The organism is Pseudomonas sp. LY-1 (assembly GCF_053502595.1).
On the sequence record NZ_CP094353.1, the window covers coordinates 5,547,164 to 5,573,694 of the forward strand.

The window sequence follows — 26,531 nt, forward strand, 5'->3', positions numbered from 1 at the left end:
TGAAACCCCTGATGCCACTGCGCCAGCGTCTTGAAAACCTACCGGTAGGGCAGAAACTGCTGGCCGCCCTGTTGGTGCTGCTGACCACCGTATTGCTGGTGGCCAACCTGACTTTTATCAGTGCCGCCTACTGGATCTCCCAGGAGAGCATGGCGCCCCAGGCGCTGCAGGCGATCGGTCGACTGGTGTCCAACCCGGCGCTCGCCGCCGAAGCCCTTGAGTCGCCCGACAAGGCCGACGCCCTGCTCAATGAGCTGACCAGCTATTCGCCGCTGCGCGCCGCCGCGTTGTACGACGCGGAGGGCAATCGCCTGGCGCAGATGCAACACGGCGACCGCCTGCATCTGCCGGACAACTACCGGCATATCGAGGCCTGGCGCGTCACCGAGTTTCGCAGCAACCAGGTCATCACCCTGCCCCGCCCCGGCCAACCTTCCGGGCATTTATTGCTGGTCGCCAGCAGTGAGTTACCGGTGGCGTTCTACACCGGCACGTTGACAGCCAGCCTGGGCATCCTGATTTTCAGCGTGCTGCTGTGGCTGGTCATCGCCCGGCAGATCAAACGCCTGATCACCCGGCCGATCCATGAGCTGGAAGAGCTCTCGCGCCAGGTCACCCGCGAAGAGAACTACGCCCTGCGCGCCGGCCGTGGAAACCGTGACGAAATTGGCAGCCTGGCAGAGGCCTTCAACACCATGTTGTCGCGTATCGAGGCCCGCGAGCAGCAGCTCAAGCGGGCGCGCGATGAGGCTCAGGCGGCTTACGACCAGGCACAGGGTCTGGCCGAAGAGACCCGCCATACCAACCGCAAGCTGGAGCTGGAAGTCCAGGTTCGTAGCAAGATCGAGAAAAAACTCACCGGTTTCCAGAACTATCTGAACAGCATTATCGACTCGATGCCCTCGGCGCTGATCGCCCTGGATGAGCAGCTCTATGTCACCCAGTGGAACCAGGAAGCCACTGCGCTTTCCGGCACGCGGCTGGATGAAGCGCTGAACCAGCCGATCTTCCTCGCCTTCCAACCGCTCAAGCCCTACCTGCCGCAGATCAAGGCCACGGTCGAGCAACACACGGTGGAGCGCATCGAGCGCGTCACCTGGGTCAAGGACGATGAGCCCAAGCATTACGCCCTGACGTTCTATCCGCTGATGGGCGGTGCCGGGCGCGGTGTGGTGATCCGGATCGATGACATCACCCAGCGCCTGTCCCTGGAAGAAATGATGGTGCAGTCGGAGAAAATGCTCTCCGTCGGCGGCCTTGCCGCAGGCATGGCCCATGAAATCAACAACCCACTGGGGGCGATCCTGCATAACGTGCAGAACATCCGCCGCCGCCTGTCCCCCGACCTGCCCAAGAACCAGGAACACGCCGAACAGGTGGGCATCGAACTGCAGACGGTCAACCGCTACCTGCAAAGCCGCGAAGTCCCGCAATTGCTCGACGGTATCCAGCAGGCCGGCGCACGGGCGGCGAAAATCGTCACCCACATGCTCAGTTTCAGTCGCCTCAGCAACCGGCAGATGGCCCCTTGTGATTTGCCAGCGTTGATCGACCAGGCGGTGGAAATCGCCGGCAACGACTTTGACCTGGCCATCGGCTTCGACTTCAAAGGCCAGGCGATCATCCGCCAGTTTGACCCACAGCTCGGCCCGGTGCCGGGCACCGCCAACGAGTTGGAACAAGTGCTGCTCAACCTGCTGAAAAACGCGGCGCAGGCCATTCACCAGCGCGAAGACGACCGTGAGCCGGGGCGCATCATCCTGCGCACCCGCCTCAACCCGCCCTGGGCGGAGATCCAGGTCGAAGACAACGGCATCGGCATGAGCGAGAACGTGCGTAAACGTACCTTCGAGCCGTTCTTCACCACCAAGGAAATCGGCCAGGGCACCGGGCTGGGGCTGTCGGTGTCGTACTTCATCATCACCAACAACCACAAAGGGCAGATGGAAGTGCATTCCACCCTGGGCCAAGGCACCTGCTTTACCTTGCGCCTGCCCCTGGCCGGCAGCCAATTGCCCCCCGCTGAACTTACCCAACTGGAGCACTGACCATGGGCTTTCGCCTGTCGAAGATTTACACCCGTACCGGCGACCAGGGCGAAACCGGCCTCGGCGACGGCCGCCGCGTGCCCAAGGACCACCCACGGGTGGAGGCCATCGGCGAAGTCGATACGCTGAATAGCCAGTTGGGGTTACTGCTGGCTTATCTCGAAGCACTCGGCGGGCAGCATCCAGGCTTACAAGACGTCATCGAGGTGCTTACACCTTGCCAGCATCGATTGTTCGATCTGGGCGGCGAGTTGGCGATGCCAGAGTACAAGGCACTGAACGCGGCAGAAGTTGATCGGTTGGAAGCAGCGATTGATCGCTGGAACGAAGAGGTCGGGTCGCTGGAGAACTTCATCTTGCCCGGTGGCTCAGCACTGATCGCCCAGGCCCATGTATGCCGTAGCGCGGCGCGCAGTGCGGAGCGACGCTGTCAGCACCTGAATGCGCTTGAACCGTTGGAAGGGGTGAGTTTGGCGTATATCAACCGGCTGTCGGATTTGCTGTTTGTGGCGGCGCGGGTGATAGCCAAGCGCCAGGGTGTTGCGGAGATTTTGTGGCAGGCGGCGTCGAAGCCCCACTGATTATTCGGCGCCTGGTCTGGCGCCATCGGGGGCAAGCCCCCTCCCACATTTGGATTTGTGAACACCTTCCAATGTGGGAGTGGGCTTGCCCGCGATGAGGCCAGCAAACGCTACATCAATCTTGCGGCCAGAACGCCCGAATCCCTGCAACACCTTGGGCGCCAGCATCCCACGCCTGCTCGCGCTCAGCCGGCCCAACGCCACCCAACAGATACACCGGCTTGCTGAACCCGCGGATCAGCTCTGCCGCCTGCTCCCAACCCAACGGCTGGGCATCGGGATGGGTCTGGGTCGGCTGCACCGGCGACAGCGTGACAAAATCCACGTCCATCATTTCCGCCAGCGCCAGTTCCTCAGCGTTATGGCAGGACGCTGCCAACCAGCGATCCTTCGGCAGCGGTCGGCCCTTGCTTGCGTATTTGCGCAGTTGCGCCGACGTCATGTGCCAACCGGCTGCAGGAAAATCCCCCAGCCATTCGAACGGCCCCTTGAGCATCAACTGCGCCTTGCCAGCACACAGGCCCACGGCGTCTACCGCCAGGTCACGGTACTTGGGGTCGTAACCGTTGGGCGCGCGCAGTTGAACCAGTTTGATACCGCCCGCGATGGCTTTCCGGATACCGCACAACAGCGGCGCGGTTTCCAGCTCACCCGGCGTGATCAGGTAGTCACCGGGCAACCGTGCGGCGGCAACGATCGGCGCATTGGCTGCAGGGAACTCATAGTTGAGCAAGTCCCGAGGGGCCACCCACTCCAGCGGCTGCCCTTCGGCACCATGGGGCTCGCCGGTAAAGGCCGAGACTTCCCAGACATCCAGCAACACCTGCTTATCCGGATAGTCATGCTGCACCTTGATCAGCGGCCGCGCCGTGGTGACCTGGATGCCCAGCTCTTCCTGCAACTCGCGGGACAGCGCCGTGGCGACCGACTCTTCGGCCTCCACCTTGCCGCCGGGAAACTCCCAGAGGCCGCCCTGATGCTGGGTATCGGCACGGCGCGCCAGCAGGATTCTGCCGTCGACGCCGCGGATCACCGCTGCTGCTACATGCACTCGTTTCACCGCGCTTATCCTCCGGGCTTCAGGTACGGTATTCCGCATTGATCTTCACGTACTCGTGGGACAAGTCCGTGGTCCAGATGGTTTCGCTGCACTCGCCGCGACCCAACTCGATGCGGATGGTGATTTCTTCCTGCTGCATCACCGCCGAACCCTGGGCTTCGGTATAGCTCTCGGCGCGGGCGCCACGGCTGGCGATGCACACGTCACCGAGGAACACGTCGATCTTGCTCACGTCCAGGTCCGGCACGCCGGCACGGCCGACGGCGGCGAGGATACGGCCCCAGTTCGGGTCGGAGGCGAACAGCGCGGTCTTGATCAGCGGCGAGTGAGCCACGGTGTAACCAACATCCAGGCATTCCTGGTGGTTGCCGCCGCCGTTGACTTCAACCGTGACGAACTTGGTGGCGCCCTCGCCGTCACGCACGATGGCCTGGGCCACGTCCATGCACACTTCGAACACCGCTTGCTTCAACGCGGCGAACAGCGGGCCGCTGGCCTCGGTGATTTCGGGCAGGTTGGCCTGGCCGGTGGCGATCAGCATGCAGCAGTCGTTGGTCGAGGTGTCGCCATCGATGGTGATGCGGTTGAACGACTTGTTCGCACCGTCCAGGATCAGGCTGTGCAGCACATCGCGGGAGACTTTGGCGTCGGTAGCGATATAGCCAAGCATGGTGGCCATGTTCGGACGGATCATGCCCGCGCCTTTGCTGATACCGGTCACGGTGACGGTGACGCCGTCGTGCACGAACTGGCGGCTCGCGCCTTTTGGCAGGGTGTCGGTGGTCATGATGCCAGTGGCGGCGGCCGCCCAGTTATCCACAGACAGGTCATCCAGTGCGGCTTGCAGGGCGCCTTCGATTTTTTCCACAGGCAGCGGCTCACCGATCACACCGGTGGAGTACGGCAGCACCTGGTTGGCATCCACGCCAGCCAGTTGCGCCAGTTTGGCGCAGGTACGCGCAGCCGCGACCAGGCCCGGCTCGCCGGTGCCAGCGTTGGCATTGCCGGTGTTGGTCAGCAGGTAACGAATCGGGCCGGCCACGCGCTGCTTGGCCAGGATCACCGGCGCTGCGCAGAAGGCGTTGAGGGTGAACACACCGGCGACGGTCGAGCCTTCAGCACAGCGCATCACCACGACATCCTTGCGCCCCGGGCGTTTGATGCCGGCCGAAGCGATACCGAGCTCAAAACCGGCAACCGGGTGCAATGTGGGCAAAGGACCAAGACCAACAGCCATGAATGCGCTCCTTAAAAATAGATGATGTCTGTGCCGTCGCGTTCGACGGTGGGAATTAATGGCAAAACGCCGCGACGGCTGATGCCGGTCGCGGCGCGGGGTGTTACAGCGTCAGGCGAAAATCTTAGTTGATTTCGCCGTGGCAGTGTTTGAACTTCTTGCCCGAGCCGCACCAGCACAGCTCGTTACGACCCAACTTCTGTTCGTTGCGCACCGGGGTCTGAGCCAGGGCCACATCGACCTCTTCGCCCAATTCCTCAGGTGCATCAAGACCTGGCGCTTCGTCATGCTGGAACTGCATGCGCGCCGCCAGTGCCTCGGCTTCCTCACGCAGGCGCGCTTCTTCCTCGACCGGGTCTTCGCGACGCACCTGAACGTGGGACAGCACGCGAATCGAATCGCGCTTGATCGAATCCAGCAGTTCGGAGAACAGCGTGAACGACTCGCGCTTGTACTCCTGCTTCGGGTTCTTCTGGGCGTAGCCACGCAGGTGAATACCGTGACGCAGGTGGTCCATGGTCGACAGGTGGTCTTTCCACAGGTCGTCCAGCACGCGCAGCACGATTTGTTTCTCGAAGGTGCGCAGCGCTTCGGCACTCGCCTGCTCTTCTTTCTCGTTGTACGCGGCCAGCAATTCGGCCATCAACTTCTCACGCAGCGTCTCTTCGTAGAGGTGATCGTCTTCGTCCAGCCACTGCTGAACCGGCAAGTCGACACCGAAGTCGCTCTTCAACGCAGCTTCCAGGCCGGCAACATCCCACTGTTCTGGCAGGGACTGCGGCGGAATGTGCGCGCTGACTGTCGCGTTGAGCACGTCCTGACGGAAATCGGCGATGGTCTCGCCAATGTTGTCGGCGGCCAGCAACGTGTTACGCATGTGATAGATCACTTTACGCTGTTCGTTGTTGACGTCATCGAACTCGAGCAGTTGCTTACGAATGTCGAAGTTACGGCCTTCGACCTTGCGCTGGGCCTTCTCGATGGCGTTGGTCACCATGCGGTGCTCGATCGCTTCACCGGACTGCATGCCCAGCGCCTTCATGAAGTTCTTCACCCGATCCGAGGCGAAGATGCGCATCAGGCTGTCTTCCAGGGACAGGTAGAAACGACTGGAACCGGCGTCACCCTGACGACCGGCACGACCACGCAGTTGGTTGTCGATACGGCGCGATTCGTGACGCTCGGATGCGATCACCTGCAAGCCGCCGGATTCCAGCACGGCCTGGTGGCGTTTCTGCCAGTCGGCCTTGATCTGGGCGATCTGCTCAGGTGTCGGATTGTCCAGAGAAGCCACTTCCACTTCCCAGTTGCCGCCCAACAGGATGTCGGTACCACGACCGGCCATGTTGGTGGCGATGGTCAGCGCGCCGGGGCGACCGGCCTGGGCGATGATCTCGGCTTCTTTTTCGTGGAACTTGGCGTTGAGAACCTTGTGCTCGATGCCTTCCTTGTTCAGCAAGCTGGACATGTGCTCGGACGTTTCGATGGTGGCAGTACCCACCAACACCGGACGGCCCTGGGTCATGCATTCCTTGATGTCGGCGACGATGGCAGCGTATTTCTCGTCGGCGGTCAGGAACACCAGGTCGTTGAAGTCTTTTCGCGCCAGCGGCTTGTTCGGCGGGATAACCATCACCGACAGACCGTAGATCTGGTGGAATTCGAACGCTTCGGTGTCGGCCGTACCGGTCATGCCGGACAGCTTGTTATACAGACGGAAGTAGTTCTGGAAGGTAGTGGACGCCAACGTCTGGCTTTCGGCCTGGATGTTGAGCACTTCCTTGGCTTCGATGGCCTGGTGCAGGCCCTCGGACAGACGACGACCCGGCATGGTACGACCGGTGTGTTCGTCAACCAGGACGACCTGGCCGTCCTGGACGATGTATTCGACGTTGCGATGGAACAGCTTGTGCGCGCGCAGGCCGGCATACACGTGGGTCAACAGGCCCAGGTTGTGTGCCGAGTACAGGCTTTCGCCCTCGGCCAGCAGGCCGATCTGGCTCAGCATGTCTTCGACGAACTGGTGACCGGCTTCGTTGAGTTCGACCTGGCGGGTCTTCTCGTCGATGGTGAAGTGACCTTCTTTGGTCACCACGCCTTCCACTTCCTCGATGTGCTGCTCAAGGCGCGGGATCAACTTGTTGATCTCGGTGTACAGGCGCGAGCTGTCTTCGGCCTGGCCGGAGATGATCAGCGGGGTACGGGCTTCGTCGATGAGGATGGAGTCGACTTCGTCGATCACGGCAAAGTTGAGTTCGCGCTGGAATTTTTCTTCCATGCTGAACGCCATGTTGTCGCGCAGGTAGTCGAAACCGAATTCGTTGTTGGTGCCGTAGGTGATGTCGGCAGCATAAGCCGCACGCTTCTCTTCCGGTGGCTGGAACGGTGTCACGACGCCGACAGTCAGGCCGAGGAATTCATACAGCGGGCGCATCCAGTTGGCGTCCCGGCGGGCCAGGTAGTCGTTCACCGTCACCACATGCACGCCTTTGCCGGACAGTGCATTGAGGTAAACACCCAGGGTTGCGACCAAAGTCTTGCCTTCACCGGTGCGCATTTCGGCGATCATGCCTTCATGCAAGGTCATGCCGCCGATCAATTGCACGTCGAAGTGGCGCATGCCCATTACGCGCTTACCGGCTTCGCGGGCGACCGCAAAGGCTTCGGGAAGCAGCTTGTCGAGGGTTTCACCTTTGGCTATGCGGGCCTTGAACTCTTCGGTCTTGGCGCGCAATTGCTCGTCCGAAAGGGCAACCATCTGCTCTTCGAAGGCATTGACCAGCTGCACCGTCTTGAGCATGCGTTTAACTTCGCGCTCATTCTTGCTTCCAAAAAGTTTCTTTAACAAAGGCGCAAACATATCGGCAGGTTCTTCCACACATAGGGATGGAGGGCGCACCGTGAGTGGCCCGAGCAGCCCTCACGGCCGCATGCGAACGCGCATTCTACCCGGAATCGTGGGTGAGGAAAGTGGCGTTGTTCCCCAATGCAGGCATGAGCCCGTGAGAGGGCTTATTTAAAATAAGGGCTTTTACCGGAACTTCAACCCATGGAGGGCATTGATTTTGCGGGCAAAGCCCCACAAATGCATTGCCTGGGGGTCCACAGGCGGTTTCTGCTAAGATGGCGGCTCTGTTACCTAAGGTGTCTGATCATGGCGTTTCGCCCTCTTACAGCCCGCGCCCCCAGCGTGTTGCTTCGCGAAGCCAAGCCGTTGAAAGCCATCTTCAGCCATGCGCAACGCTTGGGCCATCTGCAACGCCTGGTTGAAAGCCAATTGCAACCGGCGGCACGGGAACACTGCCATGTCGCTTCGTGGCGCGAGGGCAACCTGCTGCTTATTGTCACAGACGGCCATTGGGCGACACGCTTGCGCTATCAGCAAAAACGCCTGCAGCGGCAGTTGATGGCATTTGACGAGTTCGCCAGCCTGACGCGCATCCAGTTCAAGGTGCAGCCGCCGACCGTTCCGCAAGGCGCTGCGGGGCACACCATGGATTTATCGGCGAACGCGGCCGAAACCATTCAGGCAACGGCCGACGGTATCAGCGATCCGGGTTTGCGCGCGGCGCTGGAGCGGTTGGCCGCCCATGCCAAGCCCAAAGCCTGACCCCCTATTTGCGCTTGCTGCCGCCCAGCAACGACCCCAGCAAGCCGCGCACTAATTGGCGCCCCATCTGATTGGCGGCTTGTTGCATGGCTGACTTGAGCGCCTTGCCAGCCGCCGTCCCGAGAAACGCCCCGGCCCTGTCGGTAAAACTCGGTTCATCGCTCACAGGCTGGGCTTCTTCGGCCGGGCCCAACGCCTTGCGCGCCATCAGCACTTCATAGGCAGACTCCCGGTCAACCGGCTTGTCATAGCGACCCTGCAACGGCGAACTGGCGACCAGCGCGACCCGTTCGGCGTCGCTGAGCGGCCCGATCCGCGATTGCGGAGGTGCGACCAGCACGCGCTGGACGACTTCCGGCGTGCCCTTTTCCTGCAAAGTGCCCACCAGTGCTTCACCGGTGCCCAGTTCTGTCAGGACCGACAAGGCATCAAATGTCGGGTTGGGCCGAAAACCGTCCGCCACCGCGCGCAGTGATTTCTGCTCTTTGGTGGTGAATGCGCGCAGACCATGCTGGACACGCAAGCCAAGTTGCGCCAGTACGCTGTCAGGTAAGTCCCCCGGAGATTGCGTGACGAAATACACGCCCACGCCTTTCGAGCGAATCAATCGCACCACCTGTTCCAGGCGGTCCTGCAAGGCCTTGGGCGTATCGGCAAACAATAAATGCGCTTCGTCGAAAAACAGCGCCAGCAGCGGTTTGTCTGCATCGCCGCGCTCGGGCAACTGCTCGAACAGTTCTGCCAGCAGCCATAAAAGGAAGGTTGCGTACACCTTGGGCGCTTCGTGTACCAGGCGGCTGGCGTCAAGCAAGTGGATACGCCCACGACCATCACTGGCAGGTTGCAAAATATCCTCAAGCTGCAGCGCCGGCTCGCCGAACAACGCTTCGGCGCCCTGCTGCTCCAGCACCGCCAGGCGCCGCAACAGCGCCTGGCTGGAGCCGGTGGTCATCAGCGCCGCATCTTCACCCAGCAGCTCCGGGTTATAGCGCAAGTGGTTGAGCAGCGCCTTGAGATCCTTGAGATCCAGCAGTAACAGGCCTTCGCGGTCCGCAACCTTAAACGCGGCATAGAGCGCTGATTGCTGGCTGTCGGTGAGCTCCAACAGGCTACCGAGCAACAACGGGCCCATTTCACTGATCGTGGTGCGCAATGGATGACCGGACTGACCGTGGATATCCCACAGCGTCACCGGATACGCCTTGGCTGTGTAATTCAGGAAGGGCATGCCGGCGATGCGCTCGGCCACCTTGCCCTGGGGGTTGGCTGCAGCGCCGAGACCACAAAGGTCGCCCTTGATATCCGCGGCGAATACCGCCACGCCCGCGTCGCTGAAGGCTTCCGCCAAACGTTGCAAGGTGACGGTCTTGCCGGTGCCCGTGGCACCGGCAATCAACCCGTGACGATTGGCCAGGCGCATGGCCTGGGCGATGGGCTGGCCGTCGAGGCCGGCGCCGATAAGCAGTTGCGTGGAGTCAGGCATTTCGTCACCCATGGTTAATTTTTCATGCCGCCAGGTCGATAGAGATAAATGTGAGACCCACAAAGTCTAAAAATAGGTCAGATAGTTCTTACAGGGCTCCATCAGAGCTATCACCAGAAGTAGCACACCTTTTTTGACGCTGCCATGAATGGTTCAGCCCTGACCTAGCCCTATATCAATGCCGCGACGGGGCAATTGATCACTTCCATCGCCCCCCAGCGCCAAGGGCAGCCAGAGCATCGCCGTGGTGATCATCATCGCGCTCTGATCCGAGTGCTGATGCAACCGCTGCACGTGATGACCCGCGCCATGCAGGACATCGCCGATGGCGAGGGTGAAATGACTCGCCGCCTGCCCCTCCAGAATCACGACGAATTCGGCATCCTGGGTAATGCGTTCAACCGTTTCGTAGAGCGAATTCATACGTCGATCCGCGAAGTATCCTCGGCCACCGGGCAAGTCAATGAAGTAGCCCTGCGGGTGGTCAGCGCTTCCAACTCATCGATGATCAACTCCGACGAGCAGGCCGACCGCACCAACAGCGCCGCCGCCATCAACCAATTGGGGGCCGCCGCCCAGGAGTCGGCACAACAGGTGCAAAAGATGATTGAGGAACTGCAAGTCGGCGCCCGGGACTCGGTCAGCACCATGAGCGAAAGCCAGCGCCACAGCCTCGACAGCGTCGAAATCGCCAACCTGGCCGGCGAACGTTTGAGCAGTGTGACCCAACGCAGCGGCAGTGATTTTGATCTGGCGGGCGGTGACGCTTCTATCTACTGGCCGGCGAGCCGATGTTTCTGCTGATGCTCGGCGAGCCGCAGCTCAAGCGTCTGCTTCAGGGGAAGCAGGCCGTTTCTGCAACTCATCCCACAATTGGGCAGCCCCAGGAAAGTCAGTACCGTCCTCGGCATCCAGCGCATCCGGATCATAGCGACTCAGACACCCCTCGCCCAACGTAGCGGGCGCCCTGGATGTAGCTTTATCGAGTGGGTCGGTCATGGGCTTGTCCTGATGGCAGATCAATGAAAAAAGGCCTGGAACGATTTAACGCCCAGGCCCTTCATTCTTCAATCAAAACGCGTTGATCAGAACACCACAGTCTTATTGCCGTGTACCAGCACGCGGTCTTCCAAGTGATAGCGCAGGCCACGGGCCAGGACCATCTTCTCGACATCACGGCCGAAACGCACCATGTCTTCAATGCTGTCGCTGTGGCTGACACGCACCACGTCCTGCTCGATGATCGGGCCGGCGTCCAGTTCTTCGGTGACGTAATGGCACGTTGCGCCAATCAACTTCACGCCACGCAGGGAAGCCTGGTGGTACGGTTTGGCACCGACAAACGACGGCAGGAAGCTGTGGTGAATATTGATCACCTTGCCGGCGTATTCACGGCACAGTTCCGGCGGCAGGATTTGCATGTAGCGCGCCAGCACCACGACGTCGGTTTCGTGCTGCTTGACCAGGCGAGACACCTCGGCGAACGCCGGTTCCTTGTCCTGCGGGTTGACCGGCACATGGTAGTACGGGATGCCATGCCACTCGACCATACTGCGCAGGTCGTCGTGGTTGGAGATCACGCAGGCGATCTCACAGTCCAGTTCGTCGCTGTGCCAACGGTGCAGCAAGTCGGCCAGGCAGTGGGATTCACGGCTGGCCATCAACACCACACGTTTTTTCTGCTCGGTATCGCTGATGTGCCAGATCATCGAAAACTCTTCGGCGATCGGCGCAAACGCCTCGCGAAAGGCCTCAAGACCAAAGGGCAGCGTATCGGCACGGATCTCGTGGCGCATGAAGAACCAACCGCTGAGATTGTCCGAGTGATGGCTCGCCTCGGTGATCCAGCCGTTGTGGGAGGCCAGAAAGTTACTGACTTTGGCAACGATGCCAACCCGGTCCGGGCAAGCAATCACCAGCCGAAAAGTGCGCATTAGGGGAAAACTCCAGAACTTCGCAAAGGTCGCCATTCTAGCGATTACGCAGAAAAACTGCAGTATCCGTTGACGCTTATTCTGCCCTCGCCTTGGCCACACCGCTTAATGGCGTAAGGTTTTACCACCGCTATATGCATGCGCATCGGCAAGCTCAGGCAGTTAGTGGAAATTAAGCAGGTTATCTTTAGCCATCCCCCTGCCAATTAACTCGTTTGCTTAGATTTGCCACAAACATTCAAAGTAATTCACATAAATATCCCCTTAAATGTTTACTTGGGGAAATAGCCTGACTATTATTGGTCACTGTCCCTGCCAATCAGCGCTCTACATAAGGTAGTCCACATGTCCCTGATCAACGAATACCGTGCCACCGAAGAAGCTATCAAAGAGCTGCAAGCCCGTTTGAAGAATCTGTCCCAAGACGACAAACTGCAAACCGAGCTGGAATTCGAAGGCAAACTGCGTACCCTGATGGGCGAATACTCCAAATCCCTGCGTGACATCATCGCGCTGCTGGACCCAGAGTCGAAAGTTAAAGCACCGCGCGGCGCCGTAAAAACTACCGGCACCAAGCGTGCGCGCAAGGTCAAGCAATACAAAAACCCGCACAACGGCGAAGTGATTGAAACCAAAGGTGGCAACCACAAGACTCTGAAAGAGTGGAAAGCCAAGTGGGGCGGTGACGTGGTTGAAGGTTGGGCTACCCTGCTGGGCTAAGCCTCGCCAGGCTCTCGCCTGATACGCGATATACAAAAACGCCAGCTTGCTGGCGTTTTTTATTGTCTGAATAGTCTGCAATTACCCGGCTACAGATTCAGCCGAGCGGCTAAAGAGTCGGCATACTCCTGCCATTGATCCAGCACCTGGCACTGAAACGGTGTGGCACTAACAGCCAACTCATTACGCGCCCGTTTAAATGCTTCCAAGGTATTGGGGGCGCCCCATTCACCCTCTGACAAGCGTTGTTGACAGAAAAGTTTCCAGCGTTGTTGCTCCTCGCTATTCAAGGTTTCAGGAAAGTTGCGCGCACGGTAGCGAAATAATAATTCGGGCAAACGCTGATCATCAAAGGGCCACTGCTGCCGCGCCAATTGCGTCGGCTCTGCCGCGCGGACTTGTTCGCATAAACGACGGTCGCGATCACCGATAAAACCATCGTAGAGCTGCTGCTCCGGGTCCGAACTCGGCGCAAAATCCTCCTCGGCATAAATCGCCGCTAACTTGTCGCGCCAAACTTCCTGTGCGTCAGTTAGCCGCAGCGCCCGTGCCTGATAAGCGTCCATATCCAATTGCAGCCGTTCACGGTCTTGCGCCCGCAGCACATTCAATGGGGCCACCACCGGGCAGCGGTTGATATGCAACAACTTGAGCGGTACCGGCAACTCGCCTTCGGCCAGATCATCACGACGGGTGTAGAGGCGCTGACGCAAGGTATCGGCGTCGAGATCCAGCAGCCCCTGCGGATCAAGGCCCAAGTCACAGACGATCAATGCGTTGCGATTGCGCGGGTGCCAGGCCAGGGGCAGTACGACACCCAGGTAATGGCGCTCGGCAGAAAAACGCCCGGAGATATGCACCATCGGTTGCAACAGCCGCACCTGATCCATCACCCGTTGCTTGCTGCGCAACTGGAATAGCCAGTCGTACAGCTTGGGCTGTTTTTCACGGACCAATCGGGCCAAGGCAATGGTCGCGCGCACATCGGACAACGCATCGTGGGCCTGGCCATGGGCGATACCGTTGGCGTCGGTCAAACGCTCCAGCTTGAGCGTCACGCGCCCATCCTGCTCGGGCCAGACGATCCCCTCCGGACGCAGCGCGTAGGCGGTACGCACCACATCGATCAAGTCCCAGCGGCTGTTACCGCCCTGCCATTCACGCGCATAAGGGTCGAAGAAATTGCGATAAAGACTGTAACGGGTCATTTCATCGTCAAACCGCAGGGTGTTGTAACCCACCCCACAGGTACCGGGAGCCGCCAGTTCGGCATGTACCCGCGTCATGAAATCGGCTTCGGCCAAGCCCTTTTCCGCCAGTATGCGCGGGGTGATGCCGGTGATCGCACAGGCTGCCGGATGGGGCAGGATATCGTCGCTGGGATGGCAATACAGATTGACCGGCGGGCCAACCTCGTTGAGGTCGACGTCGGTGCGAATACCGGCGACCTGGAGGGGACGATCGCTGCGCGGGTTGATACCGGTGGTTTCATAGTCGTACCAAAAAAGAGTGGTCACGGTCTATTCCTGTGCTGAAGATCGACGAAGTCTAGGCGCTGGAAGGTGCCTGAGGCCAGAGTCATATGTACTGTATAAACATCCAGCAAAACCTTGAGTGGTTGCTTCCCTCACCGACACTGCTAGCATCCGTATCTTCCAACCGCCCTGCGCTGCCAAGGATCGCGATGCCATCAGCTCCATTGGATACCCGTTACCAGATCGAGACCCCGGAGGGCATCGACCTACCCTTGCGCCCGGCCGGCCTGCTACCACGTGTACTGGCCTTCGCCTTCGACCTGGGCGCGCGCGGGTTGCTCATGGGCATCCTGCTGGTTCCGTTGGCCCTGCTCGGCAATATCGGCATAGGGCTGGGCTCATTGCTGCTGTTCCTGGTCAGTTGGTGGTACATGGTGCTGTTTGAAGTACTCAATCAGGGCTGCTCGCCAGGCAAGCAAGTCATGGGCTTGCGCGTGGTACAGGATGACGGCACGCCCGTCGGCTGGTCAGCCTCACTCATCCGCAACCTGCTGCGCTTTGTCGACATGCTGCCTTTCGGCTACTTTCTCGGCGCCATCAGTTGCCTGCAGCATCCTAACTTCAAACGGCTCGGCGATCTGGCGGCCGGCACGCTGGTGGTCTACCGCGAACTACCATTGGCACGCCCCAGGGTGCCGCAGGCCCCTGCCCTGCGCCTGCCATTTGCCCTGGACCTGAGCGAACAGCGCGCCATTCTCAATTTCGCCGAGCGCCAGGGCGAACTGTCCGCCGAGCGAGTGCAGGAACTGGCCTCGATCCTCGCCACGCCCCTGCAGGTGTCCCCGGCTCGCGCCGTCGAGCAGCTCAACGGCGTGGCCCGTGGTTTGCTGGGGCCGACATGAAACAGAGCCTGTTCGAAAGTCGTCACCAGCCCCAATGGCAAGCATTCGCCGAACAACTGACGCAGTTGGAACAAGGCAAGGCCAAGGCCGAAGAGCTGGCTGACTTCCCTCACCACTATCGGCGCCTGTGCCAGCACCTGGCCCTGGCTCAGGAGCGCGGCTATAGCAGTTACCTGGTCGACCCGCTGCAACAACTGGCCCTGCGCGGCCACCAACAGCTGTACCGCCACCGCAGCCAATTGGCGGCGAACGTATTGAGTTTCCTGCTGGCCGATTTCCCCCGGCTGGTACGTGAACAGTGGCGCTTCGTGTTGATCGCCAGCCTGCTGTTCTTCGGCAGCCTGGTGGGTATTGCGCTGCTGGTGTACCTGTTTCCCGAACTGATCTACAGCATCGTCAGCCCCCAGCAGGTGGCCGAGATGCAGAGCATGTATGACCCCGACGCCAGTCGCCTGGGCCGCGTCGCCGAACGTGCATCCAGTGAAGACTGGATGATGTTCGGCTACTACGTGATGCACAACATTGGCATCGCCTTCCAGACCTTTGCCGCCGGCTTGCTGTTTGGCCTGGGCAGCGTGTTCTTTCTGATTTTCAACGGTCTGATCATCGGCGCGATTTCCGGGCATCTCACTGAAATCGGCTACGGCCAGACCTTCTGGTCGTTTGTCATCGGCCATGGCGCCTTCGAACTCAGCGCGATTGCGCTGGCTGGCGCGGCAGGCTTGCAGTTGGGCTGGGCGTTGATCGCTCCGGGGCACCTGACACGAGGGGAGTCGCTGCGGCTGGCGGCGCGTAAAAGCGTGCAGATGCTCTGCGGTGTCATGCTGTTCCTGCTGATCGCAGCTTTTATCGAAGCCTATTGGTCCTCCACCACCGCGATCGCGCCTTGGGTCAAATACCTGGTGGGTGCCGGACTCTGGCTACTGGTGGCCACCTACCTGACCTTTGCCGGACGGACTCGCCATGCGCCTGAGTGATTCCAGCGTGGTGATTCGCCCTCGAACATCATGGGAAGCCATGGACTTGGGCGTGTTAATGGCCCAGGAACATCGACTGCTGCTGATGACCAGTTGGGCGTTGGTGAGCCTGCCGATATTCATCGTGCTTAGCGTCCTGTTATGGCAATACCCGTCCACGGCCATGTTCGTATTCTGGTGGTTGAAGCCGGCCTTCGACCGTTTGCCCCTGTATATCCTGTCCAAGGCTCTGTTTGGCGAAACGCCTAGCCTCAAGCAGGCCGTGCGTCACTGGCCGCGCCTGCTCAAAGGCCAACTCCTGGCCAGCCTGACCTGGCGGCGACTGAGCCTGAGCCGCAGCTTTTTGATGCCGGTCAGCCAACTCGAAGGCCTGGATGGCAAGGCGCGTCAAAAACGCCTGGGTGTGTTGCAACAACACAACGCCGGCGCGGCGCGCTGGTTGACCACCCTCGGGGTACACCTGGAGATCGGCCTGTGGTTCGGCTGCATGGCACTGTTCTATCTATTCATCCCCCAGCAGGTTGAACTGGATTGGGACTGGCAGCGGCTGGCGCTGGCGACAGGCCCGGAGGGGCTGTGGCTGGAACACCTGAGCAACGCCTTCTACGCGCTGGTCCTGGTGTTCTGGGAACCGATCTACGTCGCCTGCGGTTTCAGCCTGTACCTCAACCGCCGCACCGTGCTGGAAGCGTGGGACCTGGAACTGGCCTTTCGCCGCCTGCGTCAGCGACTGAGCAGCGTGGCGCCACTGGTACTGCTGGTGATCGGGCTGATGCTGCTGCCGCTGGGCCGGCCCGCCATGGCCGATGACTCGACCCCCATCCGGCAAGTCACCCCCCAATCCGCCAACCAATCGATCAAGACGCTGCTGGACAAGCCGCCGTTCAAAAATCCGGAAACCGTGACCCGCTATCGCTTCGGTGACGAAAAAACCAACGTCAAGCCCAAGGCACACGGTGACGGCAAGCTACCGGCCTGGCTGCAAGCACTGCTGGACAACTTCAACAGCAACACCTTCAAGCACCTCGCCCAAGGCCTGGAGTTGCTGCTGTGGAGCCTGCTGGCGGGCGGCGTGGCCCTGCTGATCTGGCGTTATCGCGAGTGGCTGCACACCTTTGTCAGCCGGCGCGGGCCACGCAAACCCAAGCTCGCCAAACCGGTACCCACGCAATTGTTCGGCCTGGAACTGGGCGCCGAAACCCTGCCCGCTGACATCGCCAGCACCGCCGAGCAACTATGGCCCACGCACCCCCGGGAAGCCTTGGGCCTGTTGTATCGCGGGCTGCTCAGCCGGTTACTGCACGACTTCAACCTGCCACTGAAAAACGCCGACACCGAAGGCCAGGTACTGGAACGCGTTCAGCGCTTGCAACAACCGCAACTGCAGGCATTCAGCGATGAACTGACCCGGCACTGGCAAAACCTTGCCTACGGGCACCGCCTTCCTCCCGCAGTGGTGCAGCAGCAACTGTGCAGCGATTGGCGCGCCCTGTTCAACCCGGGAGCAGCCCGATGAACCGGCCATTGTTGTGGGTGGGGTTGTTGCTCGCATGCCTGCTGGGGGCAGGCGGCCTGTATGTGTGGCACAAGGCAATTCCTTATGACGAAGTCGTGGATCGCGGCCCTTCACCGGAGGCGTTGGGCAATCCCTACCTGGCGGCCGAACACTTTCTGCGCGAGCAAGGCCTGGTGGTGGACCACGCCAACGGCCTTGAACGACTGTCCGATCTGCCCCCAAAAGATCGCAGCCTGTTGCTGCTGGCCGAACGCGGTAACATGACCCCGCGCCAGGTGGATCAACTGCTGGACTGGGCAAAGTCTGGTGGCCACCTATTGGTGGTGGCCGAAGCGCTGTGGGATGAAGAAACAGATAAAAGCGGCGACCTGCTGCTCGATCGCCTGTACATCCACCAGACCTTGAGCGACGAACCCGACCAACTCGCTCCGGCACGCAAAAAGAAAGGGCCAGACCTGACCAAACTCTATGTCGACAATGAAACGGCCCCGGCGTATTTCAGCTTCGATACCGACTTCAACCTGACCGATCCCAAGCATCTGGCCCAGTTTTCGGCCAACAGCGCCAAGTCCAGCCACCTGATGCAACTCAATCTCGGGCAAGGCAGTGTGACAGTAGTCACCGACAGCGACTTATGGAAAAACCCGGGAATCGGCAAACACGATAACGCCTGGCTGCTGTGGTACCTGAACCAAGGCACGCACGTGACCCTGCTGTTCAACAGCGACGTGGACGATCTGTTCACCTTGTTGATGCGCTATTTCCCCCAGGCGCTGGCGGCACTCGCCGCGCTGATCGCCCTGGCGCTCTGGCAGGCCGGCATACGCCAAGGCCCGATCCAGGCGCCAGCGCCCAAGGCACGCCGGCAACTGCAGGAACACTTGGAGGCCAGCGCCGACTTCCTGCTGCGCCGCAGCGGCCAGGGTCCCCTGTTACACGCCTTGCAGCGCGATATCCTGCGCGCCGCCCGGCGGCGCCACCCAGGCTTTGAACACCTCGACACCGCAGAACAGTGGCAGGTGCTTGAACACCTGACGCGCCAACCCTCTCACGTGATCAGCCAGGCCCTCGGCCCACTTGCGGCAAAACGGCTTTCCAGCGCCGATTTCAGCCGCCAGGTGGCGTGCCTGCAAACTCTCAGGAATGCCCTATGAGCGAACTTCCAACGGCCACTGCCCTGACCACCGACACCCTGCAACACGCCAGCCGCCAAGCCCAGGCCTTGCGCGTTGAACTGCGCAAGGCGGTGATTGGCCAGGACCAGGTGATCGATGACGTACTCACCGCCTTGATCGCCGGCGGCCACGTGCTGCTTGAAGGCGTACCCGGCCTGGGCAAGACCTTGCTGGTGCGGGCCCTGGCCCGTTGCTTTGGCGGCGACTTTGCGCGCATCCAGTTCACGCCGGACCTGATGCCCAGCGATGTCACCGGCCACGCGGTGTACGACCTGCACACCGAACAGTTCAAGCTGCGCAAGGGGCCGTTGTTTACCCACCTGTTGCTGGCGGACGAGATCAATCGAGCACCGGCCAAGACCCAGGCCGCCTTGCTCGAAGCCATGCAGGAGCGCCAAGTCACCCTTGAGGGTGAAGCGCTGCCCATCGGCCAACCGTTCATGGTGCTGGCCACCCAGAACCCTATTGAGCAGGAAGGCACCTACCCGCTACCCGAGGCCGAGCTGGACCGTTTCATGCTCAAGGTGCGCATGGACTACCCTGATTCCCAGCAAGAGCTGGAGATGGTGCGCGAAGTCACGCGCTCATCTCGGGCCGACATGCTCGACGTACAGCCGCTGCGCACCGTGCTGCAAGCCGAGGACGTGCTGCAATTGCAACAGATCGCCAGCGAACTGGCGCTGGATGAGCAAGTGCTCGATTACGCCGTGCGCCTGGCACGAGCCACCCGCAGTTGGCCGGGGCTGATCATCGGTGCCGGCCCACGCGCCTCCATCGCCCTGGTGCGCGGCGCCCGAGCCCGCGCCTTGCTGCGCGGGGGCGAGTTCGTCACCCCGGACGACATCAAGGGCTGCGCCCTGGCGGTGCTGCGTCATCGGGTTCGCATCGCCCCCGAACTGGATATCGACGGGCTGGAAGTGGATCAGGTACTCCAACAACTGCTGGACCAGATTCCGGCACCTCGGCAATGAACCCTCCATGAAGCCGACCCGTCTGCTGTTGATCTGGCTTGGCGTGCTGCTGGGCCTGAATATTCTGCTGGGCACTGCACAGGCGTTGCAGTTGCGGGTGCCTGACAGCCTGCATTCGGTGGCCTGGGGCCTGCTGCTGGCCCTGTTGCTGCTGGCGCTATTGGACGCCATGCGTCTTCGCCGCCGTCCGTCCCCACGGGTCCAACGGCAGATGCCCGGCAGCCTGGCACTGGCTCGCTGGGGCGAAGCACGCCTGACGCTTGAACACGATTACCCACAGCCGCTGACTGTACGGGTGTTCGATCACGTCCCCGACGGCCTGAGCATGGAAAACATGCCGCAGTCCATCGAACTGCGCCCCGGTGAGCGCAGCGAACTGGGCTATCGGCTGCGCCCCTTGCGGCGTGGCCACTTCTGTTTCAGTCGTTGCGAACTTCACCTGCCCAGCCCCTTCGGGTTGTGGTCCGCGCGGCGCTTTGTCGAGGTCAGCGATGCAACCCGGGTCTATCCGGATTTCGCCCGTCTGTATGGCGCACAGCTATTGGGTGTGGATAACTGGTTGAGCCAGTTGGGCGTGCGTCAGCGCCAACGACGAGGGTTGGGACTGGAGTTTCATCAACTGCGCGAGTTTCGGGAGGGCGACAGCCTGCGGCAGATCGACTGGAAAGCCACCGCGCGCCAACGCACGCCGATCGCTCGGGAATACCAGGACGAACGCGACCAGCAGATCGTGTTCATGCTCGATTGTGGTCGGCGCATGCGCAGCCAGGATGCCGAACTTTCCCACTTCGATCACGCCCTCAACGCCTGCCTGCTGCTCAGTTACGTCGCCTTGCGCCAGGGCGATGCGGTCGGGCTATGCACCTTCGCCTGTGACCAGCCGCGCTACCTGGCTCCCGTCAAGGGCACCGGGCAATTGAACCTGTTGCTCAACACCGTCTACGACCTGGACACCACCCGACGCGCGGCCGACTACGAGGCCGCGGCCAACCAACTGCTGGCTCGGCAGAAACGCCGGGCGCTGGTGATCGTGGTGAGCAACCTGCGGGATGAGGACGATGAAGCGTTACTGACGGCGGTCAAACGCATCAGCCGGCAACACCGGGTACTGGTCGCCAGCCTGCGTGAAGAAGTACTCGACCAACTGCGCCTGTCGCCCGTGCAAACCCTGCCCGAAGCGCTGGCCTATAGCGGCGCCGTCGACTACCTCAATCAACGCGACGAACTGCATGACCGCCTGAGCGCTCACGGGTTGTCGGTACTGGATACGCCACCCTCGGAATTGGGCGCCGCCCTGGTGACACGCTACCTGGGCTGGAAAAAAGCTGGCGTACTGTGAAAGCAACACACCCCGGCGTGGGTCGCCACACCCAAGTCGGGGTGACTGCGCGCAATGTCTAAGCGGACGCCTGTAAGGGGTCAAAACTGAAGTACCGCAGCAAGGCTTTGATCAGTTGACCGTATTCTGCAGGCGCCTCAACCACACTGAAGCCTGAGTCGTAATGCTGGGGATTGATGTCCTCATAGCTCCATAAACAGGTCGCCGTGAAATCAACTGCCTGGAAATCGCCGTCAGCCGTGGGAATCTTCAAGCGCAGCTCGAACTCCGCGTCGACCATCATCGGCAATTGACTGATCAACATCAGCCCTTCTGCAGAGACGTTACCCAAGTAACCAATGGGCTTGTCCGTAAGCCGGTTGAACACTTGCAGGAAACAAGACAATTGATGCCGCTCAATTCGTCGGTTGGTAAACATGCTGATATCGCCATCCATTGGCCATAACTCTGGCCGCGCCAGTGATTCGGAACGGGCCTAACACCCCCGCTCTCCCTGGAGATCGGTGCGACAACAGCTAGCGCTTTGCCACTCTACCGCCTGCCAACCCCAAGTATTCCATCCGCTCGAACACAAACTTGTACAAACGAACATTCAAAGAATAGCCCAAGACTGGTGACGAGCCAGCTATAGAATGACAAATATCATCACAACGACGCAGGACGTGGCTGCGCAACGCTCGCACCAGGGTAATGCCCCAGTTGCTGCAGGGTATCGAGGCGCGCGCGGGCCCGGTAGGCGTACTCGCTGGACGGATACTGGTTGATGATGAACTGATAGGTTTGCACCGCGTCGACGAACAGCTTCTGCCGCTCCAGACACTGCCCGCGCAACATCGAGACCTCCGGCTGCACATAGCGCCGAGTGCGACTTTCACGGTCGACCTGGGACAATTCCAGGGTGACGCGCTCGCAGTCACCGACCCCATACGCACGGTAGGCGTTGTTCAAATGGTGGTCCATCGACCAACGGGTACAGCCGACAACACTGACGGCCAGGGCAGCAATGAGCAAAATTCGCATGAGGGTTCTCCTGTCTCGTGCAGTGTATCGACCCCTCGTCAAAAATCTTCAAGGATGTTCATCTAATCAATCATAGCGAAAAGCGAATCGCCGATAAGTAGTGCAAACGAACAATGACTACAACCAAAGAGCATAGTAGCCTTCCCCAGCGCTTGAACTCAGGAGTCTGTGCATGTCCGTCCGTCGCACCAAAATCGTCGCCACCCTTGGCCCGGCCAGTAACTCGCCGGAAGTCCTCGAACAGCTGATTCTGGCTGGTTTGGACGTTGCCCGTCTGAACTTCTCCCACGGCACCCCGGACGAGCACAAGGCTCGCGCCAAGCTGGTGCGTGACCTGGCCGCCAAGCATGGTCGCTTCGTCGCACTGCTGGGTGACCTGCAAGGCCCGAAAATTCGTATCGCCAAATTCACCGACAAGCGGATCGAGCTGAAGATCGGTGACACGTTCACCTTCTCCACCAGCCACCCGCTGACCGAAGGCAACCAGCAAATCGTGGGTATCGACTACCCGGACCTGGTCAAGGATTGCGGCGTCGGCGACGAACTGCTGCTGGACGACGGCCGCGTGGTCATGCGAGTCGACACCGCCAGCGTCACCGAACTGAACTGCACCGTGATCATCGGCGGCCCGCTGTCGGATCACAAAGGCATCAACCGTCGCGGTGGTGGCCTGACGGCGCCGGCCCTGACTGAAAAAGACAAGGCCGACATCAAGCTCGCCGCCGAAATGGAAGTGGATTACCTCGCGGTGTCCTTCCCTCGCGACGCCGCCGACATGGAATACGCCCGCAAGCTGCGCGACGAAGCTGGCGGCACTGCCTGGCTGGTGGCGAAGATCGAACGCGCCGAAGCCGTGGCCGATGACGAAACCCTCGACGGCCTGATCATGGCGTCCGACGCCGTGATGGTTGCCCGTGGCGACCTTGGCGTGGAAATCGGTGATGCTGAACTGATCGGTATCCAGAAGAAAATCATCCTGCACGCACGCCGCCACAATAAAGCGGTGATCGTGGCGACCCAGATGATGGAGTCGATGATCCAGAACCCGATGCCGACCCGCGCCGAAGTGTCCGACGTGGCCAACGCCGTGCTCGACTACACCGACGCCGTGATGCTCTCGGCTGAAAGTGCCGCTGGCCCATACCCGCTGGAAGCCGTCCAGGCCATGGCGCGTATCTGCATCGGTGCCGAAAAGCACCCGACCAGCAAGACCTCCAGCCACCGCATCGGCAAAGTGTTCGAAAGCTGTGACCAGAGCATCGCCCTGGCCGCCATGTACACCGCCAACCACTTCCCTGGCGTCAAAGCGATCATCGCCCTGACCGAAAGTGGCTACACGCCGTTGATCATGTCCCGCATCCGTTCCTCGGTGCCGATCTACGCGTTCTCCCCGCACCGCGAAACCCAGGCCCGCGCGGCGCTGTTCCGTGGCGTCTACACAGTACCGTTCGACCCGGCGTCGTTGCCGCCTGAGCAAGTCAGCCAGGCTGCCATCGACGAACTGCTCAAGCGTGGCGTAGTGGAGAAAGGCGACTGGGTCATCCTGACCAAGGGCGACAGCTACCACACCATCGGCGGCACCAACGGCATGAAAATCCTGCACGTTGGCGACCCAATGGTCTGAGTGATCCGCTGAAAAACCAAAGCCCCGCCCTGTGAATGGCGGGGCTTTTTGCTTTGCAGCGCACGGTAATGGGCTTGCCTGCGATGGCGTCATCAGCGCCCGGCAATCGACCGGGACAGGAACACATCGGCCAGCAGTTGATTGCGCGGCAGCCCCGCCAGGAACAGGCGCTTGGAAAACGCCTCGACGCTGGCCGGATGCCCGCAGAGCAAGGCCAGCGTTTGCCGGGAAACCAGCCGCAGTTGCGCCAATGCCGGGGTCAAGTCCGCCGCCGTCCACAGCTCCACCGTCAGGTTCGGATGGCGGGCGGCCAGCGCTGCCAGGGGCTCGGCCAAGTAGTGACCGCTGGCATCGTGGGCCAGGTGAATCACGCGGATCGCGCCTTGATGATCCTGGCGCAATGCCTCCCGTAACACCCCCCACAACGGGCCCAGGCCGGTGCCGGAAGCCAATAGCCACAGCGGCCGGGATTGCCAGTCGGGGTCGTATTGCAGCGCGCCGCCGCGCAGTTCGCCCAGGCGCAGGCGGTCACCGACGCGCAACTGTCGAGCGGCATCGCTGAATGCGCCGGGCTGACGGCAATCGAGATGAAACTCCAGGAACGGATCTTCCTGAGGCAGGCTGGCCAGGGAATACGGGCGCGCCACCGGCCCCGCCCACAGCACCAGATGCTGCCCGGCCCGGTAGCGCAGGCCACGCTCCGGTTGCAGGCGCAAGCGCAACACCTGCGCGCTCAACCAATCCACGCCCACCACCTCGGCCGACACGCCGTCACGGCTCGGATCAAACGCTTCGACCTGCAGGTCCGCCGTCACCCGGCACTGGCAGGCCAGGCGCCAGCCATCCTGGCGTTGCGCCGGGCTGAGGGCGTCGGGCTGCAGGTCCTCGACCTCGCCCCGGCAACGTACCAGGCATGCATGGCAACTGCCGGCGCGGCAACTGTAGGGCACGGCGACGCCGGCCTGGTTCAGGGCATCCAACAGGTTGCTGCCGGTGGAGACCGACCAGTGGCGTTCGCCGACGTGCAGTTCAGGCATACAAGGTCTCGGATCAAAAAATGCGTACACAGGGAATCACGCCCGGCAGAGTTTGACCATAGTCGGGTGTATCGGCCACCGTGCCGGGTTATACTGCCGCGCCTTTTTAGCGTCGCGCCAGCATCACTCGGCGTGCCTTGGAAAGGTGGTTTCAGCCGACCGATACACCCCACTGAAGCCACCTTTATTGAATGTTCCCTTATAGAGGAGCGCGACTCATGACCGTGATCAAGCAAGACGACCTGATTCAGAGCGTTGCCGACGCCCTGCAATTCATTTCCTACTACCACCCCGTTGACTTCATCCAGGCAATGCACGAAGCCTACCTGCGCGAAGAATCGCCAGCAGCCCGTGACTCCATCGCCCAGATCCTGATCAACTCGCGCATGTGTGCCACCGGCCACCGCCCGATCTGCCAGGATACCGGTATCGTCACCGTGTTCGTGCGCGTGGGCATGGACGTGCGTTGGGACGGCGCCACCATGGGCCTGGACGACATGATCAACGAAGGCGTGCGTCGCGCCTACAACCTGCCGGAAAACGTCCTGCGTGCTTCGATCCTCGCCGATCCGGCGGGCGCGCGTAAAAACACCAAGGACAACACCCCGGCGGTGATCCACTACTCCATCGTCCCGGGTAACACCGTGGAAGTGGATGTGGCCGCCAAGGGCGGTGGTTCCGAGAACAAGTCGAAAATGGCCATGCTCAACCCGTCCGACTCGATCGTCGACTGGGTGCTCAAGACCGTTCCGACCATGGGCGCCGGCTGGTGCCCACCGGGCATGCTCGGCATCGGCATCGGCGGCACCGCCGAGAAAGCCGCCGTCATGGCCAAGGAAGTGTTGATGGAATCCATCGACATCCACGAGCTGAAAAAGCGCGGCCCGTCCAACCGTATCGAAGAGATGCGCCTGGAGCTGTTCGAGAAGGTCAACCAACTGGGTATCGGCGCCCAGGGCCTGGGTGGCCTGACCACCGTGCTCGACGTGAAGATCATGGACTACCCGACCCACGCCGCCTCCCTGCCGGTGTGCATGATCCCCAACTGCGCCGCCACCCGTCACGCGCACTTCGTGCTCGACGGTTCGGGCCCGGCATCGCTGGAAGCACCCTCGCTGGACGCCTACCCGGAAATCGTCTGGGAAGCCGGCCCGTCGGCCCGTCGCGTCAACCTCGACACCCTGACCCCGGAAGACGTGCAGAGCTGGAAGCCGGGCGAAACCGTATTGCTCAACGGCAAGATGCTCACCGGTCGCGACGCCGCGCACAAGCGCATGGTCGAGATGCTGAACAGGGGCGAAACCCTGCCAGTGGACCTCAAAGGTCGCTTCATCTACTACGTTGGCCCGGTTGATCCGGTGCGCGATGAAGTGGTTGGCCCGGCTGGCCCGACCACTGCGACGCGGATGGACAAGTTCACTCGTCAGATCCTCGAGCAAACCGGCCTTTTGGGCATGATCGGCAAATCCGAGCGCGGCCCGACCGCCATCGAAGCGATCAAGGATTACAAGGCCGTGTACCTGATGGCCGTGGGTGGTGCTGCTTACCTGGTGGCGCAAGCCATCAAGAAGTCGCGCGTTGTCGCCTTCGCCGAACTGGGCATGGAAGCGATCTACGAGTTCGAAGTGAAAGACATGCCGGTCACCGTCGCGGTGGACAGCAAAGGCGAATCCGTCCACATCACCGGTCCTGCCATCTGGCAGAAAAAGATCAGTGAAAGCCTGGCGGTAGAAGTGCAGTAAGCGCTTCTTCGCACCGATAAAGGCGATTGCGGCTACACAGCCCAGTCGCCTTTTTTATGGCGCATGCTATGGTGCTCCCC

The 26,531-nt window shown here is 61.1% G+C and carries 21 protein-coding genes and 2 pseudogenes; 14 read left to right on the forward strand and 9 right to left on the reverse strand.

The genetic code is table 11. The features are described 5' to 3' along the window. Positions 1-11: 11 nt before the first annotated feature. On the forward strand, positions 12-2,048 hold the full coding sequence (locus MOQ67_RS25425; protein WP_253398473.1) for a sensor histidine kinase: 2,037 nt from the start codon (positions 12-14) through the stop codon (positions 2,046-2,048). 2 nt (positions 2,049-2,050) lie between these two features. Further along, positions 2,051-2,629 carry a cob(I)yrinic acid a,c-diamide adenosyltransferase gene (locus MOQ67_RS25430; RefSeq protein WP_253398475.1) on the forward strand — a complete coding sequence of 193 codons (579 nt, stop codon included), beginning with the start codon at positions 2,051-2,053 and terminating at the stop codon, positions 2,627-2,629. A 115-nt stretch (positions 2,630-2,744) separates the two neighbouring features. Here MOQ67_RS25430 and MOQ67_RS25435 read toward each other — a convergent pair whose 3' ends face one another. The 3 genes from MOQ67_RS25435 to secA form a co-directional block, all read right to left on the reverse strand. Then, a complete protein-coding gene (locus tag MOQ67_RS25435) occupies positions 2,745-3,689 on the reverse strand; it encodes a Nudix family hydrolase (RefSeq protein WP_253398477.1) in 945 nt (314 codons plus the stop codon). 19 nt (positions 3,690-3,708) lie between these two features. Then, positions 3,709-4,926 (reverse strand): bifunctional glutamate N-acetyltransferase/amino-acid acetyltransferase ArgJ, encoded by a 1,218-nt coding sequence (gene argJ, locus MOQ67_RS25440; protein ID WP_321848838.1) that lies wholly within the window; start codon positions 4,924-4,926, stop codon positions 3,709-3,711. A gap of 124 nt (positions 4,927-5,050) precedes the next feature. Then, positions 5,051-7,786: a preprotein translocase subunit SecA gene (gene secA / locus MOQ67_RS25445; protein WP_253398481.1), complete on the reverse strand. Its 2,736-nt coding sequence runs from the start codon at positions 7,784-7,786 to the stop codon at positions 5,051-5,053. 294 nt (positions 7,787-8,080) lie between these two features. Between secA and MOQ67_RS25450 the strand changes: the two genes are divergently transcribed. Next, the gene (locus tag MOQ67_RS25450) at positions 8,081-8,536 is read left to right on the forward strand and encodes a DUF721 domain-containing protein (RefSeq protein ID WP_017847108.1); all 456 of its coding nucleotides are present in this window, start codon (positions 8,081-8,083) and stop codon (positions 8,534-8,536) included. 4 nt (positions 8,537-8,540) lie between these two features. On the opposite strand, the gene MOQ67_RS25455 is transcribed toward MOQ67_RS25450, so the two are convergent. Further along, positions 8,541-10,019, reverse strand: coding sequence for a helicase HerA-like domain-containing protein (locus MOQ67_RS25455; RefSeq protein ID WP_247399675.1), 1,479 nt, complete (start codon positions 10,017-10,019; stop codon positions 8,541-8,543). 264 nt (positions 10,020-10,283) lie between these two features. Between MOQ67_RS25455 and MOQ67_RS25460 the strand changes: the two are divergent. After that, positions 10,284-10,757: pseudogene (locus tag MOQ67_RS25460) on the forward strand (HAMP domain-containing protein); the annotation flags it as partial. After that, a pseudogene (locus MOQ67_RS25465) lies at positions 10,750-10,870 on the forward strand (TIGR00374 family protein); the annotation flags it as partial. The pseudogenes MOQ67_RS25460 and MOQ67_RS25465, both read left to right, overlap by 8 nt. A 234-nt stretch (positions 10,871-11,104) precedes the next feature. Here MOQ67_RS25465 and purU read toward each other — a convergent pair. Further along, positions 11,105-11,953 (reverse strand): formyltetrahydrofolate deformylase, encoded by an 849-nt coding sequence (gene purU / locus MOQ67_RS25470; protein ID WP_247399654.1) that lies wholly within the window; start codon positions 11,951-11,953, stop codon positions 11,105-11,107. Between the two features lie 345 nt (positions 11,954-12,298). Here purU and mvaT point away from each other — a divergent pair, with 345 nt between their 5' ends. Then, positions 12,299-12,673 carry a histone-like nucleoid-structuring protein MvaT gene (gene mvaT, locus MOQ67_RS25475; protein ID WP_005790963.1) on the forward strand — a complete coding sequence of 125 codons (375 nt, stop codon included), beginning with the start codon at positions 12,299-12,301 and terminating at the stop codon, positions 12,671-12,673. Positions 12,674-12,762: 89 nt separating this feature from the next. Here the strand turns inward: mvaT and sbcB are convergent, their stop codons facing one another. After that, on the reverse strand, positions 12,763-14,190 hold the full coding sequence (sbcB, locus tag MOQ67_RS25480; RefSeq protein WP_321848845.1) for an exodeoxyribonuclease I: 1,428 nt from the start codon (positions 14,188-14,190) through the stop codon (positions 12,763-12,765). 167 nt (positions 14,191-14,357) lie between these two features. On the opposite strand from sbcB, the gene MOQ67_RS25485 reads away from it, so the two are divergent. The 6 genes from MOQ67_RS25485 to MOQ67_RS25510 are packed head-to-tail and all read left to right on the forward strand — an operon-like array spanning position 14,358 to position 21,028. After that, positions 14,358-15,050: an RDD family protein gene (locus MOQ67_RS25485; RefSeq protein ID WP_253398491.1), complete on the forward strand. Its 693-nt coding sequence runs from the start codon at positions 14,358-14,360 to the stop codon at positions 15,048-15,050. Beyond that, positions 15,047-16,027, forward strand: coding sequence for a stage II sporulation protein M (locus MOQ67_RS25490; protein WP_253398493.1), 981 nt, complete (start codon positions 15,047-15,049; stop codon positions 16,025-16,027). The genes MOQ67_RS25485 and MOQ67_RS25490 overlap by 4 nt, the downstream gene beginning before the upstream one ends. Continuing rightward, a complete protein-coding gene (locus MOQ67_RS25495) occupies positions 16,014-17,543 on the forward strand; it encodes a DUF4129 domain-containing protein (protein WP_448675683.1) in 1,530 nt (509 codons plus the stop codon). Before MOQ67_RS25490 ends, MOQ67_RS25495 begins: the two co-directional genes overlap by 14 nt. After that, positions 17,540-18,697 (forward strand): DUF4350 domain-containing protein, encoded by a 1,158-nt coding sequence (locus MOQ67_RS25500; protein ID WP_448675684.1) that lies wholly within the window; start codon positions 17,540-17,542, stop codon positions 18,695-18,697. Before MOQ67_RS25495 ends, MOQ67_RS25500 begins: the two co-directional genes overlap by 4 nt. Continuing rightward, entirely contained in the window at positions 18,694-19,689 is a 996-nt protein-coding gene (locus tag MOQ67_RS25505) for an AAA family ATPase (RefSeq protein ID WP_448675685.1), read from the forward strand. The genes MOQ67_RS25500 and MOQ67_RS25505 overlap by 4 nt, the downstream gene beginning before the upstream one ends. Before the next feature lie 7 nt (positions 19,690-19,696). Continuing rightward, positions 19,697-21,028, forward strand: coding sequence for a DUF58 domain-containing protein (locus MOQ67_RS25510; protein ID WP_253398499.1), 1,332 nt, complete (start codon positions 19,697-19,699; stop codon positions 21,026-21,028). A gap of 58 nt (positions 21,029-21,086) precedes the next feature. On the opposite strand, the gene MOQ67_RS25515 is transcribed toward MOQ67_RS25510, so the two are convergent. Together MOQ67_RS25515 and MOQ67_RS25520 are read right to left on the reverse strand one after the other, a co-directional pair. Continuing rightward, positions 21,087-21,446, reverse strand: coding sequence for a PilZ domain-containing protein (locus MOQ67_RS25515; RefSeq protein ID WP_448675959.1), 360 nt, complete (start codon positions 21,444-21,446; stop codon positions 21,087-21,089). A gap of 227 nt (positions 21,447-21,673) precedes the next feature. Beyond that, complete coding sequence (locus tag MOQ67_RS25520) at positions 21,674-22,048, reverse strand: tetratricopeptide repeat protein (RefSeq protein WP_247399671.1); 375 nt, start codon at positions 22,046-22,048, stop codon at positions 21,674-21,676. Positions 22,049-22,220: 172 nt separating this feature from the next. Here MOQ67_RS25520 and pyk point away from each other — a divergent pair, with 172 nt between their 5' ends. After that, a complete protein-coding gene (gene pyk, locus MOQ67_RS25525; protein WP_253398501.1) occupies positions 22,221-23,672 on the forward strand; it encodes a pyruvate kinase in 1,452 nt (483 codons plus the stop codon). A 92-nt stretch (positions 23,673-23,764) separates the two neighbouring features. Here the strand turns inward: pyk and MOQ67_RS25530 are convergent, their stop codons facing one another. Next, on the reverse strand, positions 23,765-24,709 hold the full coding sequence (locus MOQ67_RS25530) for an iron-sulfur-binding ferredoxin reductase (protein ID WP_253398503.1): 945 nt from the start codon (positions 24,707-24,709) through the stop codon (positions 23,765-23,767). A gap of 218 nt (positions 24,710-24,927) precedes the next feature. Between MOQ67_RS25530 and MOQ67_RS25535 the strand changes: the two genes are divergently transcribed. Continuing rightward, complete coding sequence (locus tag MOQ67_RS25535) at positions 24,928-26,451, forward strand: fumarate hydratase (protein ID WP_253398505.1); 1,524 nt, start codon at positions 24,928-24,930, stop codon at positions 26,449-26,451. Positions 26,452-26,531: the final 80 nt, after the last annotated feature.

Bases quoted from the DNA above. Each gene is read 5' to 3' on its own strand.
- MOQ67_RS25425 (WP_253398473.1), top strand. From the start codon at position 12: ATGCCACTGCGCCAGCGTCTTGAAAACCTACCGGTAGGGCAGAAACTG.
- MOQ67_RS25430 (WP_253398475.1), top strand. From the start codon at position 2,051: ATGGGCTTTCGCCTGTCGAAGATTTACACCCGTACCGGCGACCAGGGC.
- argJ (WP_321848838.1), bottom strand. From the start codon at position 4,926: ATGGCTGTTGGTCTTGGTCCTTTGCCCACATTGCACCCGGTTGCCGGT.
- secA (WP_253398481.1), bottom strand. From the start codon at position 7,786: ATGTTTGCGCCTTTGTTAAAGAAACTTTTTGGAAGCAAGAATGAGCGC.
- MOQ67_RS25450 (WP_017847108.1), top strand. From the start codon at position 8,081: ATGGCGTTTCGCCCTCTTACAGCCCGCGCCCCCAGCGTGTTGCTTCGC.
- MOQ67_RS25455 (WP_247399675.1), bottom strand. From the start codon at position 10,019: ATGCCTGACTCCACGCAACTGCTTATCGGCGCCGGCCTCGACGGCCAG.
- purU (WP_247399654.1), bottom strand. From the start codon at position 11,953: ATGCGCACTTTTCGGCTGGTGATTGCTTGCCCGGACCGGGTTGGCATC.
- mvaT (WP_005790963.1), top strand. From the start codon at position 12,299: ATGTCCCTGATCAACGAATACCGTGCCACCGAAGAAGCTATCAAAGAG.
- MOQ67_RS25485 (WP_253398491.1), top strand. From the start codon at position 14,358: ATGCCATCAGCTCCATTGGATACCCGTTACCAGATCGAGACCCCGGAG.
- MOQ67_RS25490 (WP_253398493.1), top strand. From the start codon at position 15,047: ATGAAACAGAGCCTGTTCGAAAGTCGTCACCAGCCCCAATGGCAAGCA.
- MOQ67_RS25495 (WP_448675683.1), top strand. From the start codon at position 16,014: ATGCGCCTGAGTGATTCCAGCGTGGTGATTCGCCCTCGAACATCATGG.
- MOQ67_RS25500 (WP_448675684.1), top strand. From the start codon at position 17,540: ATGAACCGGCCATTGTTGTGGGTGGGGTTGTTGCTCGCATGCCTGCTG.
- MOQ67_RS25505 (WP_448675685.1), top strand. From the start codon at position 18,694: ATGAGCGAACTTCCAACGGCCACTGCCCTGACCACCGACACCCTGCAA.
- MOQ67_RS25510 (WP_253398499.1), top strand. From the start codon at position 19,697: ATGAAGCCGACCCGTCTGCTGTTGATCTGGCTTGGCGTGCTGCTGGGC.
- MOQ67_RS25515 (WP_448675959.1), bottom strand. From the start codon at position 21,446: ATGTTTACCAACCGACGAATTGAGCGGCATCAATTGTCTTGTTTCCTG.
- MOQ67_RS25520 (WP_247399671.1), bottom strand. From the start codon at position 22,048: ATGCGAATTTTGCTCATTGCTGCCCTGGCCGTCAGTGTTGTCGGCTGT.
- pyk (WP_253398501.1), top strand. From the start codon at position 22,221: ATGTCCGTCCGTCGCACCAAAATCGTCGCCACCCTTGGCCCGGCCAGT.
- MOQ67_RS25530 (WP_253398503.1), bottom strand. From the start codon at position 24,709: ATGCCTGAACTGCACGTCGGCGAACGCCACTGGTCGGTCTCCACCGGC.
- MOQ67_RS25535 (WP_253398505.1), top strand. From the start codon at position 24,928: ATGACCGTGATCAAGCAAGACGACCTGATTCAGAGCGTTGCCGACGCC.